The organism is Nocardia sp. NPDC051911 (assembly GCF_040681035.1).
Taxonomy (GTDB): Bacteria; Actinomycetota; Actinomycetes; order Mycobacteriales; family Mycobacteriaceae; genus Nocardia; species Nocardia sichangensis.
This window is the reverse complement of record NZ_JBFAXY010000008.1, coordinates 79,763-96,660: the sequence shown is the minus strand read 5'-3', so window position 1 is coordinate 96,660 and position 16,898 is coordinate 79,763. Positions and strand designations below refer to the sequence as shown.

Sequence of the window (16,898 nt, the reverse complement as noted above, 5' to 3'; positions counted from 1 at the left end):
CCCCGGGCGAGTCGATCGGTTGGGCGAGTCGCGTGCGCGCACTCGAAGCATGGCGGACTTGATATTCCGTGTGATAAACATCACGTCCATTGCTGGGTCGAGGTTTGTCGAGCGGCGTGGGACGGACTCGGACCGCTGGACGGCTCGGTTGTCGACCGCCGACTGGCGAGGGCCTGCGCGATGGCGGACGGTGGCCGAGTGATGGTGCGAGAGCGAATGCTCGCGTCGGTGCGGCAGGCGTCCGCGGTGGCGCGCAATCACCCGGTGGCGACGCGGTCGGTGGCGGCGGTCGCCGCGGGCTTGTTGCTGTTCGGCAGCTTCCCGCCCAGACCGTGGTGGTTTCTCGCCCCTTTGGGTGTGGCGGTGCTCACGCTCACCGTACGCGGCGACGGCCGCCTGCGGGCGGGCTTCGGCTACGGATTTCTGGCCGGGCTGGCGTTTTTCGTCCCGCTGCTGCCGTGGACCGGCATCTACGTCGGACCGCTGCCGTGGCTGGCGCTGTCCACCGCCTGCGCGGTCTACCTCGGCGTCTTCGGCGTGCTCGGGCGGTTGGTCGGCGCGTTGCCCGGCTGGCCGCTGTGGGTGGCACTGGCCTGGGCCGCGGCGGAGTGGGGCAGGTCCAGCTTCCCGTTCGGTGGTTTTCCCTGGGGCCGTTTGGCCTTCGGTCAGGCCGACGGCTGGTTCCTGTCACTGGCGGCGATCGGCGGCGCCCCGCTGGTCGGGTTCGCCGTCGCGCTCACCGGAACCGGGCTGGCCGCGTTGGGCTCCGTGTTGTGGTCGGTGCGTACCACGGATGACGGGCGCGAAACCATGGTCTCCGAAAACGGTGCGCCCGAGTCGACCGCCGTGAGCGGACCCGTCCCGGCGACCCGACTGGGATACGCCGCTGTGGCTTTCGCCGTCTTGATCATGCCGCTCAGCGGTCTGCTGCTCCGGTCGGCTCTGCCAGATCCGGACGCGGGCGACCGAACGGTCACGGTCGCGGCGATCCAGGGCAGCGTGCCCCGCCTCGGACTGGACTTCAACGAACAGCGGCGGGCCGTGCTGGACAATCACGTCCGGCGCACCGAAGAACTGGCCGACGAGGTGGCGGCGGGCCGCGCGCCGCGCCCGGATGTGGTGATCTGGCCGGAGAACTCCTCCGACATCGATCCTTTGCGCAACGCCGACGCCGCCGCCCTGATCACCGCCGCCTCCGAGCGCATCGGCGCACCCATTCTGGTCGGCGCCGTGCTGATCAACCCGGACCGGACGACGACCAACTCGGTGATGGTGTGGAACGGCGCGGCGGGTCCGGGAGACCGGCACGACAAGAAGATCATCCAGCCTTTCGGCGAGTATCTGCCGATGCGGAGTTTCTTCCGGCATTTCTCCGAATACGCCGATCGGGCGGGGTATTTCGTACCGGGAAATGGTGACGGAGTTGTGCACGCGGCGGGTATAGACATCGGCGTGGCGACGTGCTACGAGGTCGCTTTCGATCGCTCGTTCGAGGACGCGATGCGCGCGGGCGCCCAACTGCTCACCGTGCCGACGAACAACGCGACCTTCGGCGACAGCGAGATGACCTATCAGCAGCTGGCCATGTCCCGCGTTCGCGCCGTCGAACACGGCAGAGCGCTGGTCGTCGCGGCCACGTCGGGTGTCAGCGCCATCATCGCCGCCGACGGCAGTGTGCGGCAGGAATCGGCGTTGTTCGTGCCCGCGGCTCTGGTCTCCGAGCTTCCGTTGCGCAACGACACCACTCTCGCAACACGAATCGGGCCCGCGCCGGAGCGAGTTTTCGTTATCCTGACGGCTGCCGCCGCGCTGGCCGCGGCCCTCCGGCGGCGATCTGTTACCCGCGTGGACGAGCGAACCGGTCGTCGAGCCGTCGACGACCGATAGATCCTGTCGAACCAGCTTTTACCGAACACTCGGTTTGTTCTCGCCCCTACCGCCCCGAAAACGAAGGTGCGTAGTAAAGTTGCGCGCCGTTCGCCAGACAACTGAAGCGATCTGCGGAGTAGCATCGAACAGTCTGGTCAGGGCCCGTTTTGCTTCGGTTCGACCTAGTTGAGTCGCAATGTTTGCGGAAATGTAACCAACCAAAGTGGCCTTCTGCCAAGGACGTTGGATGTGAAACAAATCCAAAACGTCGGCAATCCGGCTGATGCGACGCTCCGAATCATAGGGCGTGGATTACGTCCTACGGCTGGCGCGCGTGCGCTTGCTGGGGCGGTGCTCGGGGAGTTGCGTCAACAGCGGCAGAACGGAGTGATTGATGAGTTCATTGGCCACGGATCGCGTCGACCAATGTTCATCCGGCGAATTCTCGGCCCAACCGTTTGCTCTGTCACCCGCGCAGACAGCTCTCTGGTACGCGCAGCGGATTCGCCCCGACGTACCGCTCACGATCTCTCAGTACGTCGAGATCCACGGCGACTTGGACGAGGGGCGGCTGCTGTACGCGATCGAGCGTTTCGGCGCCGAGACCCAGGTGGGTCAAGTGCGCCTGTTGGAAATAGATGGCACTCCGTATCAGATCGTCGACCCGGTGACACGGCCCGGCTGGCGCCGTTTCGATCTGCGCGGCGAGGCCGACCCGCGCGCCGCGGCGCTGCGCTGGATGCACGAACACACGAGCTCGCCGATCGATCTGGAACGCGATCCGCTGACCTCCAACGCGGTTCTGCGGATCGGGGACTCCCATTACATCTGGTACTCGTTCGCCCACCACATCGTCATCGACGGCTACGGTGCGATGAACGCGCTCACCCGTACCGCGGAGATCTACACCGCGCTGGAGAGCCGGACCGAGCCGGTCGCGTCGCGGGCGACGCCGCTGGCCGAGATCTACGCCGACGAGGCGCGCTACCACGATTCCAGCCGTTTCCAGAGTGACCGCGAGTACTGGGCCGGGCAGCTGTCGGGCGTGGGCGAGCCGGTGAGCCTCGGGGGCGCCCGGCTCGGCGCCGCCACCCACGACGCGGGCCGCAGGCTGGCCACCGCCGTGCTCGACGACGAGCAGCATGCCGCGATCGACGCGGCGACCAGCGCGTGGAACACCACCGACTCGGCGGTGTTCGTCGCGGCGTTGGCCACCTACGTGCGTTCGGTGACGGGCAACGCGGACGTGGTGCTGAGCCTGCCGGTCTCGGCGCGCACCACGGTGTCGCTGCGCCGCTCGGCGGGCGTGATCTCCAACGTCGTGCCGATCCGGCTGCGTTTCGACGAGGCGACCACGATCGGCGACCTGGTGAAGGCGGCCGAGCTGCAGATCACCGGCGCCTTGCGGCATCAGCGCTACCGGCACGACGACATTCGGCGCGACAGCGGCTACTCCCGCGACGCGCGCGGATTCTTCGGCCCGATGGTCAATCTGATGCTGTTCCACGACGAGCTGCGTTTCGGCAGTCTGCTCGGCTCCATGCACGTGCTGGCCACCGGCCCGGTGGAAGACCTCTCGGTCAACGTCTACAACGGCGCGGGTGGCCGCCTGCACATCGACTTCGAAGCCAATCCCCGCCTCTACGGCGAGGCCGAAGTCGGCGTGCACCACGCACGCTATCTGGACTTCCTCGGCCGTTTCCTGGCCGCCGATCCCACGGTGCCCGCCGAGTCGCTCGGCGCGATCACCCACGCCGAGCGCGAGCAGGTCCTGCACGAGTGGAACGCCACCGCCGCGCCCCGGCAGGAGGGCACCCTCGCGAGCCTCTTCGCCGAACGCGTCGGGTCCGATCCGGACGCCATCGCACTCGAGTTCGGCGACGAGTCGCTGACCTACGCCGAACTCGACGGCCGCGCCAACCGCCTGGCCAGGCTTTTGATCGCGCGCGGCGCCGGGCCCGATACGACGGTCGCCCTGTGCCTGCGCCGCAGCCTCGACCTGGTGGTCGGCATGTACGCGATCGTGAAAGCGGGCGCGGCGTACCTGCCGCTGGACACCGAGCACCCGGCCGAGCGGATCGCGCAGATCGTGCGTCAGGCCGAGCCGTTGTGCGTGCTCACCGCCAGCCGGGACGACGTGGAGCTGCCCGCGACGGTCACCCGGCTGGACATCGACACCGCGCGGCTCTCCGGATTCGACGACGCGCCGGTCACCGACGCCGACCGCACGGGCGCGCTGCGCCCCGACCACCTCGCCTACGTCATCTTCACCTCCGGATCGACCGGAAAGCCCAAAGGCGTCGGCGTGACCCATGCCGCCATCGTCAACCGGCTGCGCTGGATGCAGCACGAGTATCCGCTCGGCCCCGACGACGCGGTGCTGCAGAAGACCCCGGCCACCTTCGACGTCTCGGTGTGGGAGTTCTTCTGGCCCTTGCAGGTCGGCGCGCGCTTGGTGATCGCCGCCCCCGACGGGCACCGCGACCCGACGTACCTCGCCCGGATCATCGCCGAAAAAGGCATCACCACAGCGCATTTCGTGCCGTCCATGCTATCGGTGTTCGTCACCGAGGCGGATCTACGCGGCTGCGCCTGCCTGCACCGGGTGTTCTGCAGTGGTGAGGCGCTGCCCGCCGCCGCCGTGCGGGAGTTCTACGCGGCGCTGCCCGCCGCCGAACTGCACAACCTGTACGGTCCGACCGAGGCCGCCGTGGACGTCACCTACTGGGCGTGCCCACCCGATGCCGCCGCCGTGCCGATCGGCTCGCCGGTGTGGAACACCCAGACCTACGTGCTGGACGACCGCTTGCAGCCCGTTCCGCCCGGCGTGGTCGGCGAACTGTATCTCGCCGGAATCCAGCTGGCCCGCGGCTACCTGAGACAGCCGCGGCTGACCGCCGACCGATTCGTCGCCGACCCCTTCACTCCCGGCGCGCGGATGTACCGCACCGGTGACCTGGCACGCTGGCAGATCGGCCGCTCCGGTGCCGAGCCGGGCGTGCTGGAATACCTGGGCCGCAGCGACTTCCAGGTCAAGATCCGTGGCCTGCGCATCGAGCTCGGTGAGGTCGAGGCCGCACTGCTCGAGGACGCGAAGGTGGCTCGCGCGGTATGCGTGGCGCACACCGGACGCGCGGGCGACGAGTTGGTCGCCTACGTGGTCGCGGCGAAGCAGGACGACGACGATGCCCCGCTGGACACGGCCGCGCTGTTGACCGCACTGCGGCGCACGCTGCCCAGCTACATGGTGCCGTCCGCGCTGATGGAACTCGACGAGCTGCCGCTGAGCGCCAACGGCAAGATCGATCGGAAGGCGCTGCCCGTGCCCACGCCGGGCACGCGGTCGATCCGGCCGATCGCCGAACCCCGCACCGAGGTCGAGCGGGTGCTCGCAGGCATCTTCGCCGAGGTGCTCGACACCGAGGTCGGCATCGAGGACAACTTCTTCGATCTCGGCGGCAACTCGCTCATCGCCGCGCGGGCGGTATCCAGGATCAACGCCGCCCTCGGCACCGCGCTGACCATCCGTGACCTGTTCGAGTCGGCGACGATCGAGGCGCTCACCCGGCGATTCGCCATGCAGACCACCGACGTCGCCTCGCCGCGGCTGACGCCCGCCGAACGACCGGAGCGGATCCCGCTGTCGCAGGCGCAGCAGCGGCTGTGGATCCTGAACCGGTTCTCCGAACACGCCGCCGCGTACAACATGCCGCTCGCGGTGGAGGTGGAAGGCCCACTGGACGTGGCCGCGTTGCGTGCGGGCCTGGTGGACGTCATCGAACGGCACGAGAGCCTGCGCACCACCTTCCCGGAGTCGCCGGAGGGGCCCTACCAACTGATCCACTCGGCCGAGGCGATCCCGCTGACGCTCGACCCGATCGATGTCACAGCGGCCGACGTGGCGGACCTGGCGACCGAGTATGCCGGGTACGGCTTCGATCTGCGCAGCCAAGCCCCGATCCGGGTGGCGCTCTACCGCACCGGCCCGCAGCGCCACGTCTTCCTCGTCGTGCTGCATCACATCTGCGGTGACGGTTGGTCCATCGCACCGCTGGCCAAGGACCTGATGACGGCGGTGGCCGCGCGCGCGAACGGCGTGGAACCGCAGTGGACGCAGTTGCCGGTGCAGTACGCCGACTTCGCCCTCTGGCAGCGCGAGCTGCTCGGCGACGAGTCCGATCCGGCCAGCGCGCTCAGCCGTCAGCTCACGCACTGGCGCACGGCGCTGGCCGGGCTCCCCGAGCAACTCGATCTGCCGCTGGACCGCCCGCGCCCACTGCGCAGGTCGACCGTGGGCGGCCGGGTCGAGTTCACCATTCCGGCCGAGATCCGCCGCGCGGCGGTCGAACTCGCGGCCGGCCGGGGCGTGAGCATGTTCATGGTGCTGCACGCGGCGCTGGCGACCCTGCTGTCGCGGCTGTGCGCGAGCGGTGACATCGCGATCGGCACCCCGATCGCGGGTCGTTCCGATCCGGCGCTCGACGACCTGGTCGGCATGTTCGTCAACACCCTCGTCCTGCGCACCGCGGTCGACCCGGCGGCCGGGTTCGACCGGATGCTCGACGTGGTGCGCGAGACCGACCTCAACGCCTTCGCCAACGCCGACGTACCGTTCGAGCGGCTGGTCGAGGTGGTCAACCCGGAGCGTTCTCCGTCGCGGCATCCGTTGTTCCAGGTGATGCTGTCCTACGACCACGCGCCGGATCTGCGGATCGAGCTGCCCGGGGTCCGCGCCGCGGTGCTGCCGATCGCCTCGGACGTCGCCAAGTTCGACTTGCAGTTGGTCGTCCACGACGACTCCGGCGACGGACCGCTGTCGGCCGAACTCGGCTATACGACGGACGTTTTCGACCACTCCACTGTGCAGTCGTTCGCCCGCAGGTTCATCGCCGTGCTGGCGGGCGGCGTGGCCGCTCCCGAGCTGCCGGTCGGCGACCTGCCGATCCTCGACCGCAGGGAGTCCGAGAATCTGGTGCCCATCGGGGGCGCGCCCGCCGAGCCGTCGATCACGCTGGCCACCTTGCTGTCCGGCACCGCGCGCAGGCTGCCGGACGCGGTGGCGGTTCGTTATCTCGGCGCCGACACCACCTACCGCGAACTCGACGAGCGATCGAACACGCTGGCGCGCGTGCTCATCGAGCACGGGGCCGGTCCCGAGACGGTCGTCGCGATCGCGCTGCCGCGCGGGCTCGACGCGATCACCGCGGTGTGGTCCGTCGCCAAAACCGGTGCGGCCTATGTGCCGATCGATCCCAGCTACCCGGGCGAGCGGATCGCGCACATGATCGGTGACTCCGGGGCGACGCTCGGCATCACCGACCCCGAATGCCTCGACGCCATGCCCGCCCTGCCCGCGACCCGGGGCAGGCACCGCAAGACCCAGGTCGACTGGCTGGTCCTCGGCTCGGGTGAACTGACCGCCGAGCTGGCGGGCCACTCGGCGGATCCGATCACCGACGACGAGCGGCACCACCCGATGCGGGTGAGCCACCCGGCCTATCTCATCTACACCTCCGGGTCCACCGGCACGCCGAAGGCGGTCGTCGTGACCCACGCCGGTATCGCCTCCCTCGCCGGCGAGCAGAACTACCTGTTCGGCATCTCGGACGCGGCGCGCACGCTGCACTTCTCCTCGCCCAGTTTCGACGCCTCGGTGCTGGAGCTGCTGCTCGGCTTCGCCGCGGGCGCGACAATGGTGATCGCCCCGCCGGGCATGTACGGCGGCGTCGAGCTGGCCGCGCTGCTGCGCGAGGAGCGGGTCACCCACGCCTTCGTCACACCGGCCGCGCTGGCCACCGTGCCGAGCGAGGGGCTCGACGAGCTGGAGACGGTCATCGTCGGCGGTGACGCCTGCTCGGAGGAGCTCGTCGAGACCTGGACCGCCGGGCATCGCATGCACAACATGTACGGTCCGTCGGAGGCCACCGTCGCGGCGACCGCTAGCGGGCCCATGCGGCCGGGCCGGCCCGTGCCGCTCGGTGCGCCGGTGCGTGGCATGCGTCTGTTCGTGCTGGACAGTCGCCTGCATCCGGTGCCGCCGGGCACGCCGGGCGAGCTGTACGTGTCGGGTCCCGGCGTCGCCCGCGGCTACCACGGCCGTTTCGGCCTGACCGCGCAGCGATTCGTGCCCAACCCGCACGGCAGGCGTGGGGAGCGGATGTACCGCACCGGCGACTTGGTCGTCATGGAGCGGTCCGGACAGCTGCGGTTCCTCGGGCGCGCCGACGATCAGATCAAGATCCGCGGCTTCCGTATCGAACTGCGTGAGATCGACAACGTGCTGCGCCTGCATCCCGGCATCCGGTTCGCGCTCACCGTGGTGCACACCGACGAGCAGGGCCAGGTACGGCTGGCGTCGTATGTGACGGCCGATCGGCCGGTCGAGGCGCGGGCCGTGCTGGAGACCGCGCGGCAGCGGCTGCCCGGCTACATGGTGCCCGCGTCGGTGGCGGTGCTGGACGAGATCCCGGTGACGCCCGCGGGCAAGCTGAACCGAAAGGCGTTGCCGCAGCCCGTGTTCGAGGCCGCGGCGACGTCCCGTCCGCCGAGCACCGCACTGGAGTTCGGCGTGGCGGGCGTGTTCGGCGGGGTGCTCGGTCGCCCGGTGACCGGAGCCGAGGACAGCTTCTTCGATCTCGGCGGCAACTCGCTGCTGGCCACCCGGCTCGCCGCCGCGCTGCACGCGGAGTTCGGTGTGGAGCTGCCGGTGCGGTCGATCTTCGAGGCGCCGACGGTCGCGGGAGTCGCCGAGCAACTGGACCGAGCGCCCCGGACGCAGCGGCAGGCGCTGGCGGTGCAGACGCCACGTCCGGGACGCATTCCATTGTCGCTGCCGCAGCAGCGTTTGTGGTTCATCAACCGATTCGCGCCCGAATCGAGTGCGTACAACATCGCTTTCGTGATCCGCGTGGCCGGCGATCTGGACGTGCCCGCGCTACGCGAAGCGATCGCCGACGTGGTGGGGCGGCACGAAGTGCTGCGCACCGTCTTCCCCGAGGACGCCGACGGCGCGCAGCAGGTGGTGCTGCCGGTCGAGCGGGCGGTGCCCGAGGTGGTGGTCACCGACATCGATGACTCCGGCGCGAAGGCCGCGCTGGAAGCTCTGGCGCACAGCGGTTTCGATCTCACCAGGCAGCCGCCGCTGCGTCTGTCGCTGTTGCGCACCTCCCCGGAGCGTTACCTGCTCGGCGTCGTGCTGCACCATATCGCCGCCGACGGCTGGTCGCTCGGTCCGCTGACCAAGGACTTGGCCGCCGCCTACGCGGCGCGGCACGAGGGTGCGGCGCCGTCGTGGACGCCGCTTCCGGTGCAGTACGCCGACTTCGGGATCTGGCAGCGTGCCTGCCTCGGCTCGGAGGGCGATCCGGACAGCGTCGCGGCGACCCAACTGGAGTATTGGCGCACCGCGCTGGCCGACATTCCCGACCAGTTGCCGCTGCCTTATGACCGGCCGCGGCCGGAGGAGCCGACGCAGCAGGCGGGAACGGTGCGTTTCACGGTGCCGGAGCAGGTGCGGCGCGGGCTCGCCGAGCTGGCTCGCGATCGAGGTGTCAGCAAGTTCATGGTGCTGCGTTCGGCGTTCGCGGTGCTGTTGCGCTGTGTCACCGGCGGTCGGGACATCGTGATCGGCACCCCGGTGGCGGGGCGTACCGACACCAAGCTCGACGAACTGGTCGGCATGTTCGTGAACACGTTGGTGCTGCGCTCCGACGTCGACCCGGACCGCAGCTTCACCGACCTGCTGCGCGCCGACCGGGATACCGAACTGGCCGCGCTGGCGCACGCCGACATCCCGTTCGAGCGCATCGTGGACGAACTCGGCGCCGATGCCCGCGCCACGGGCCGTCATCCGCTGTTCCAGGTGGCGCTGAGTGTGCAGGACGGTCCGGTGCCCGCGTTGGAACTGCCCGGCCTCGCGTTGCGCGCGGAGCCGTTGGACATCGCGCTGGCGAAGTTCGACTTGGAGCTGCGGGTCGCGAACGACACCGGCGCACCGGGATCCGCCGCGGACGAGACCGACAGCGTCTACGAGTTCGTCTACGCCGCAGAACTTTTCGACGCGACGACGATCGAGACGTTGGCGGACCGATTCCTGCGCGTGCTCTCCGCCGTCACCACCGACCCGCGCGTGCCGATCCGCGACGTCGACGCGCGTACCGACCACGAGCGCCGCACACTCGCCCCGGCGCGGGGCGGGCAGGCGGCCGAGCCGTGCACGCTGGCCGCGTACTTCACCGCCACCGCGCAGCGGTTCCCGCACAACACGGCGCTGTGCGCGGGGACGACCTCACTGACCTATGCCGAGCTCGACCGGCGCTCCAACCGCTTGGCGCGGGCACTCATCGCGCGCGGACTCGGCCCGGGAACGCGGGTGGCGCTGGGGCTCATCCGCTCGATCGATTCGGTGGTGGCGCTGCTGGCGGCGACGAAGGCAGGCGCGACGTTCGTCCCGGTCGACCCCAAGTACCCCGCCGAGCGCATCCGGCACATGCTCGCCGACTCCGGTTGCGCGACCGGCGTCACGATCACCGCGCACGCGGAGCAGCTGCGCGCGGGCGCCCCGGCCGGGCGGGAGATCGAGTGGTTGTTACTGGATCGTCCCGAATTCGCCGCGGAACTCGACGGCCACGACGACGCGCCGATCCACGACCACGAACGCTCGCGCGCCAACCAGGTGGCGGACCTGGCCTACCTGGTCTACACCTCCGGATCGACCGGAACGCCCAAGGGTGTCGCGGTGACCCACGGCGGTCTGTCCAACCTGGCCGACGAGATCCGCGACCGCATCGGCGTCGACGAGCGTTCCCGCACACTGCACTTCGCGACGCCGAGTTTCGACGCGGCGATCCTGGATCTGCTCATCGCGCTGGGCGCGGGCGCGGCGATGGTGATCTGCCCGGCCGACATCTACGGCGGTGACGAGCTGGCCGCGCTGCTGGAGCGCGAGCGCGTCTCCCACGGCTTCATGACCCCGGCCGCGCTCGCCACCATCGACCACGAACGCTGGCCGCTGCCGCACCTGCGTGCGCTCATGGTCGGCGGCGAGGCGGTTGCGCCGGATCTGGTGGCGCGCTGGGCACCGGGACGTGTGCTGTGCGATGTGTACGGACCGACCGAGACCACCGTGGTCATCACGATCTCCCGCCCGATCCGCTTCGGCGATCCGATCACGATCGGCAGCCTGGTGCGCGGAGCCAGGGCGTTGGTGCTCGATGAGCGACTGCGCCCGGTGCCGGTCGGTGTTCCCGGCGAGCTGTACCTCGCGGGGCACGGCCTCGCGCGCGGGTACTTCGACCGGTTCGGGCTCACCGCAACGCGTTTCGTGGCCGACCCGTGCGGGCCCGCGGGCGCCAGGATGTACCGGACCGGCGACGTGGTGCGCTGGAACGCCGCCGGCGAGCTGGTCTACCTCGGGCGCAGCGACCACCAGGTGAAGCTGCGCGGGTTCCGGGTCGAACTCGGCGAGATCACCACCGTGCTCGGCGAACACCCGTCGGTGCGGTTCGCGCACACCGAGGTGCGCCGCATCGCCGGCGCCGACCGGATCGTCGCGTTCGTACAGCCCGCCGACCGGGCGGCCGGGGTGGACACCGAGGAGGTGCGCGCCTTCGTCGCGGGCAGGCTGCCCACGCACATGGTGCCCTCCGGGCTCACCGTGCTGGACGCCATTCCGCTGACTCCGGTCGGCAAGCTGGACGTCAGCGCACTGCCCGAACCGCAGTTGCTCGGGGATTCGCCCGGCCGTGCGCCGCGGACCGACACGGAGCGCTTGGTGGCCGCGGTGATGGGTGAGTTGATCGGGGCCGACGGCGTGCGTGCCGAGGACAGCTTCTTCGACATCGGCGGCAACTCCTTGCTGGCGACCCAGCTCGTCGCGCGGCTGGCCGCGGCGACGAACGTACGGCTCGCCGTGCGCACCGTGTTCGCCACGCCGACGGTCGCCGGGCTCGCCGAGCTGCTGGACACGGGCGCGGCGTCCGATGCGGACCGCCCGGCGCTGGTGCGCCGGGAGCGCCCCGAGCGCATCCCGCTGTCGGCCGCTCAGCGGCGGCTGTGGTTCCTCAACCGGTTCAACGCCGGGTCGGGCGCCGGGCAGTCGTCGGGCGCCTACAACGTCCCGCTCGTCCTTCGGATGACCGGTGCCCTCGATGTCGGCGCGCTGGTCTCCGCACTGCACGCGGTGCAAGCCAGACACGAAACCCTGCGCACGGTGTTCCCGGAGACCGACGGCGCACCCGCGCAGGTCGTGCTCGACCCGGCCGAGGCGGCCATCTCGCTGTCGCGGATGACGGTGCGCCCGGACGAGGTCGAGACCGCCGTGCGTCGTTTCGCCGCACCGGGATTCGATCTGGCCACCACCGTTCCGATCCGCGCGGCGTTGATCTCGGTGCAGACCGGCGAGCCCGCGGAGCACGTGCTCGTCGTCGTGGTGCATCACATCGCGATGGACGGCTGGTCGCTCGAACCGATGGCCGCCGACGTCGCCGTCGCCTACCGCGCCGCCTGCGGTGGCGGCGCGGCGGAGTGGGCGGAGCCCGAGGTCCAATACGCCGACTACACCCTGTGGCAGCAGGAGGTGCTCGGCAGCGAGGACGACCCGGACTCGGCGGTGACCAGGCAGCTGGAGTACTGGCGGCACACCCTGGACGGCATCCCGGAGTTGCTGACCGTGCCCGCCGACCGGCCGCGTCCGCCCGCCCCGTCCTATCGGGGCGGCACCGTGGAGTGCGCGGTGGACCCGGTCACGCACCGCGAGTTGCAGATGATCGCCGGTAGCAACAACGTCAGCCTCTTCATGGTCCTGCACGCCGCGCTCGCGGTGCTGCTGCACCGGATGACCGCCACCGACGACATCACCGTCGGCACCCCGATCGCGGGTCGCGGTCATCCCGCGCTGGACCGGCTGGTCGGCATGTTCGTCAACACGCTGGTGCTGCGCACGCGGATCGACCCGGGCGCCCGGTTCACCGACCTGCTGCACGCCGTGCGCGAAACCGACCTGGACGCCTTCGCCCACGCGGACCTGCCGTTCGAACGTCTGGTGGAGGTGCTCAACCCGGCCAGGTCCCAGGCGCACCATCCGATGTTCCAGGTGATGCTCTCGGTCCGCAACGAGCCGGTCGGCGGCTTGGACCTGCCGGGGCTGCGCATCGAGGCGGCCGACATCGACACCGGGATAGCAAAGTTCGATCTCCAATTCACCCTGACCGAAACGCAGACCCCGCAACGTGATCCGGCCGGCATCACGGTGGCGGTGAACTACGCGAGTGACCTGTTCGACGAGCCGACCGCGCAGCGGCTGGGCAAGCGCCTGGCCCGCTTGCTGGCCGCGATCGCCGCGAACCCGACCACCGCGGTGGGCGATCTGGAGGTGCTCGATCCCGCCGAGTGGTCGGGGCTGGCTCCGGTGCGCGGGGCCAAACCCGACCGGCCGATCACCTTCCCCGAAGTGTTCGAGCTGGCGGCGAGCGTCGACCGGGCCGGCATCGCCCTGGTGGCCGACGGCACCGAGGTGACCTACGACGCCCTGGATCGCTGGACCAACCGGCTGGCGCGCGTACTCATCGCCCGTGGCGTCGGCCCGGAAACACTGGTGGCACTCGGCATCCCGCGGTCGATCGAGTCGGTGGCGACGGTGCTCGCGGTGGCCAAGGCCGGAGCGGCGTTCGTGCCGGTCGACCCGCTGTACCCGCGGCAGCGCATCGCGCACATGTTGTCGGATTCCGGTGCGTCACTGGGCATCACGCTGGCGGGCTACCGCGGCGAGCTGCCCGAGGGCGCGGAGTGGATCGTGCTCGACGACCCGGCGTTCCGCCGCCTGGTGCTCGCCGCGCCGGACGCGCCGATCGCCGACGCGGAGCGCCTCGCCCCGCTGCGAATCGACAATCCCGCGTACGTGATCTACACGTCCGGCTCCACCGGTACGCCGAAGGGCGTGATGGTCACGCACGGTGGATTGTCGAACTTCGCCGCCGAGACCGCCCACCGGTTCGACGTCCAGCCGGGGTGCCGGGTGCTGCATTTCGCCACGCCGAGCTTCGACGCCGCGATGCTCGATCTGCTGCTGTCCCTCGGCGGCGCGGCGACCCTGGTGATCACGCCCAGCGGCGTGGTCGGCGGCGACGAACTGCGGCAGGTCTTCGCCGCGGAGGGAATCACCCACGCGTTCATCACCACCTCGGCGCTCGGCACGGTCGACCCGCATGGCCTCGCGGAGTTGCAGCACGTGCTGGTCGGCGGTGAGGCGCTGCCGCCGGACCTGGTGACCCAGTGGGCGCCGGGCCGCAATCTGTACAACGTCTACGGCCCGACCGAGACCACCATCGTCACGGTGATGTCGCAGCCGATGACGCCCGGCGAGCCGATCACCATCGGCGGACCCATTCGCGGCGTCAACGCGGCGGTCCTGGACGCGCGGCTGCATCCGGCTCCGCTGGGGGTGACCGGCGAGCTGCACCTGTCCGGAGACGCGCTGGCCCGCGGTTACCTGAACCGTCCTGGTCTGACCGCGCAGCGGTTCGTCGCCAACCCGTTCGGCAAGCCGGGGGAGCGGATGTACCGCACCGGCGACCTGGTGCGCTGGTGGGCCGGGTCGCGCGAGCACGGGTCGTCGGCGGACGCCGCGCCGGAGATCCAGTACGTCGGCCGTACCGACCATCAGGTCAAGATCCGCGGCTTCCGTATCGAACTCGGCGAGATCGACGCCGCGCTCGCGCGTCACGGCGGGGTGGCGTTCTCCACCACCATCGGGCATCGCACCCCGGCAGGCGCGACAGCGCTGGTGTCGTACGTGAAGGCGCGCGACGGAGTGTCGCTCACCGCGGCCGAGCTGACCGGGCATGTGGCCGGACTGGTACCGAATTACATGGTGCCGCAATCGATCATGCTGCTCGACGAGGTTCCGCTGAGCCCCGTGGGCAAGCTGGATCGGGCGAAGCTGCCGGAACCGGTGTTCACCACGGGTGAGGGCTATCGGGCCCCGTCCACCCCGACGGAGGAGGCGCTGTGCGCGGCTTTCGCCGAGGTGCTCGGTGTGGAGTCGGTGGGCGCGGACGACGGTTTCTTCGAACTCGGCGGCAACTCGCTGCTGGCCACGAAAGTCGTCGCGCGCGTGCGGGAGACGGGCATCGACCTGCCGGTGCAGTTGATGTTCGGCGACGCGACGCCCGCCGCCATCGCGGCGCGGCTGGACGACGCGGGCGCGACCTCGGGCGCCGCGGTGGCGGCGATGCTGGCGCCGGTGCTGCCGATCCGGCCGGGTACCGCGGCGAGCCGGGCGCCGCTGTTCTGTGTGCATCCGGCGATCGGTCTGGCTTGGTGCTACTCGGGATTGCTCGCGCATCTGCCGGGGGACCGGCCGGTGTACGGGTTGCAGGCGCCGCACGCCGCCGGGCAGGACGGCTACGCGTCGATCGACGAGGCCGCGAGCCACTACGTGGCCGCGATCAAGGAGATCCAGCCCGAGGGGCCCTACCACCTGCTCGGCTGGTCGCTCGGCGGATTGATCGCACAGGAGATGGCCGTGCAGTTGCAAGAGGCGGGCGACGAAGTCGCGCTGCTGTCGATGATGGACAGCTACCGCCTGTCCGACGAACTGCTCGACCAGGCGACGCCGAGCGTCGCCGAGATCGTCGGGGAGTTCGGCAGCGACGAACTCGGCGCGGAGATCGATCCCGGCATGAGTCTTCGGGAGGCGGCCGAACTGCTGCGCGCCCGGTCCGGACCGTTCGCGGCGCTGACCGTCGAGCATCTGGAGCGGCTCTACGCGGGCTACGACAACGGCACCGTGCTCGCACACAGCTTCCGGCCCCGCCCGTTCGACGGCGACCTGCTGTTCTTCAGCGCGGGCGACGACCCGATCAACCGGGCCGATCCCGACCGGCGCGCCGACGCCTGGGAGCCGTACGTCACCGGCGCCGTCCACGACCACGAGCTGCGCTGCGCGCACTCCGCGATGACCACCCCGGAGGCACTGGCGGTGATCGGGCCGGTGCTGCGGAGGTGGCTGGAGACGAAGGAGACGCACAGGTGAGTTTCGCGGTGGAAGTGACCGGCCTGGTGAAGAACTACGGCCGGGTCCGCGTGCTGGACGAGATCGACCTACGGATTCCCACGGGCACCGTGATGGGTCTGCTCGGCCCCAACGGCGCGGGCAAGACGACGACCGTGCGGATCGTCACCACGCTGCTGAAGCCGTCCGCCGGGTCGGTGCGCGTGGCGGGCGTCGACGTACTGCGCGATCCCGCGGCGGCGCGCAAACGGATCGGCCTGTCCGGCCAGTACGCCGCCGTCGACGCCAATCTGTCCGGTTACGAGAACCTGCGCATGGTGGCCAGGCTGTACGGGATGTCGCCGCGGCATGCGACCGCCAGGGCCACCGAACTGCTCGGCGCCCTGGGGCTCGACTACGCCGCGCACCGCAGAGCGGGAACCTACTCCGGCGGCATGGCCCGGCGGCTGGACCTCGCGGGCGCGCTGGTCGCCCGGCCCACTGTGGTGGTGCTGGACGAGCCGACCACCGGTCTGGACCCGCGCGGCAGACTGGACATGTGGGGGGTGATCGGCGACCTGGTCGACGACGGCACCACGGTGCTGCTCACCACGCAGTATCTGGAAGAGGCCGACCTGCTGGCCGACCGCATCACCGTCATCGATCACGGGCAGGTCATCGCGCGCGGCTCGGCTGACGAACTGAAGACCTCGATCGGCGGCGACCGGCTCACCGTCACCTTGGCCGCCGGACAGGCCGCCGCGCCCGCGCTGGCCGTGCTGGCGCAGGTCGGCGTCGGCGAGCCCGGCCACGAGGCGGGCACCGACGAGGTATCGGTGGTGGTCGGCGACGGTTCGCGCACGATGGTGGAGGCGCTGCGCAGGCTCGACGACGCGGGCGTCTGCGTGGTCGACGCCAACGTGCACCGGCCGAGCCTCGATGACGTATTCCTTTCCCTCACCGGCAAACCGAGCGGAGCGACCGTCACGGAACCGGAGACCGACGACGTACAAGAGGAGATCATGTCGTGAGCACGGCA

General features: G+C 70.4%; 3 protein-coding genes. All 3 read left to right on the top strand.

The window, feature by feature from the left end; translation table 11 throughout:
* Nucleotides 1–216: 216 nt before the first annotated feature.
* Complete coding sequence (gene lnt, locus AB0L97_RS12270) at nucleotides 217–1,887, top strand: apolipoprotein N-acyltransferase (RefSeq protein ID WP_364428572.1); 1,671 nt, start codon at nucleotides 217–219, stop codon at nucleotides 1,885–1,887.
* 376 nt (nucleotides 1,888–2,263) lie between these two features.
* Nucleotides 2,264–15,901, top strand: a complete 13,638-nt coding sequence (locus AB0L97_RS12265) for an amino acid adenylation domain-containing protein (protein ID WP_364428176.1) — start codon at nucleotides 2,264–2,266, stop codon at nucleotides 15,899–15,901.
* Nucleotides 15,898–16,890, top strand: coding sequence for an ATP-binding cassette domain-containing protein (locus tag AB0L97_RS12260; protein WP_364428173.1), 993 nt, complete (start codon nucleotides 15,898–15,900; stop codon nucleotides 16,888–16,890). Before AB0L97_RS12265 ends, AB0L97_RS12260 begins: the two co-directional genes overlap by 4 nt.
* Nucleotides 16,891–16,898: the final 8 nt, after the last annotated feature.

Coding starts and splice junctions, on each gene's coding strand:
- lnt (WP_364428572.1), top strand. CDS start 217: ATGCTCGCGTCGGTGCGGCAGGCGTCCGCGGTGGCGCGCAATCACCCG.
- AB0L97_RS12265 (WP_364428176.1), top strand. CDS start 2,264: ATGAGTTCATTGGCCACGGATCGCGTCGACCAATGTTCATCCGGCGAA.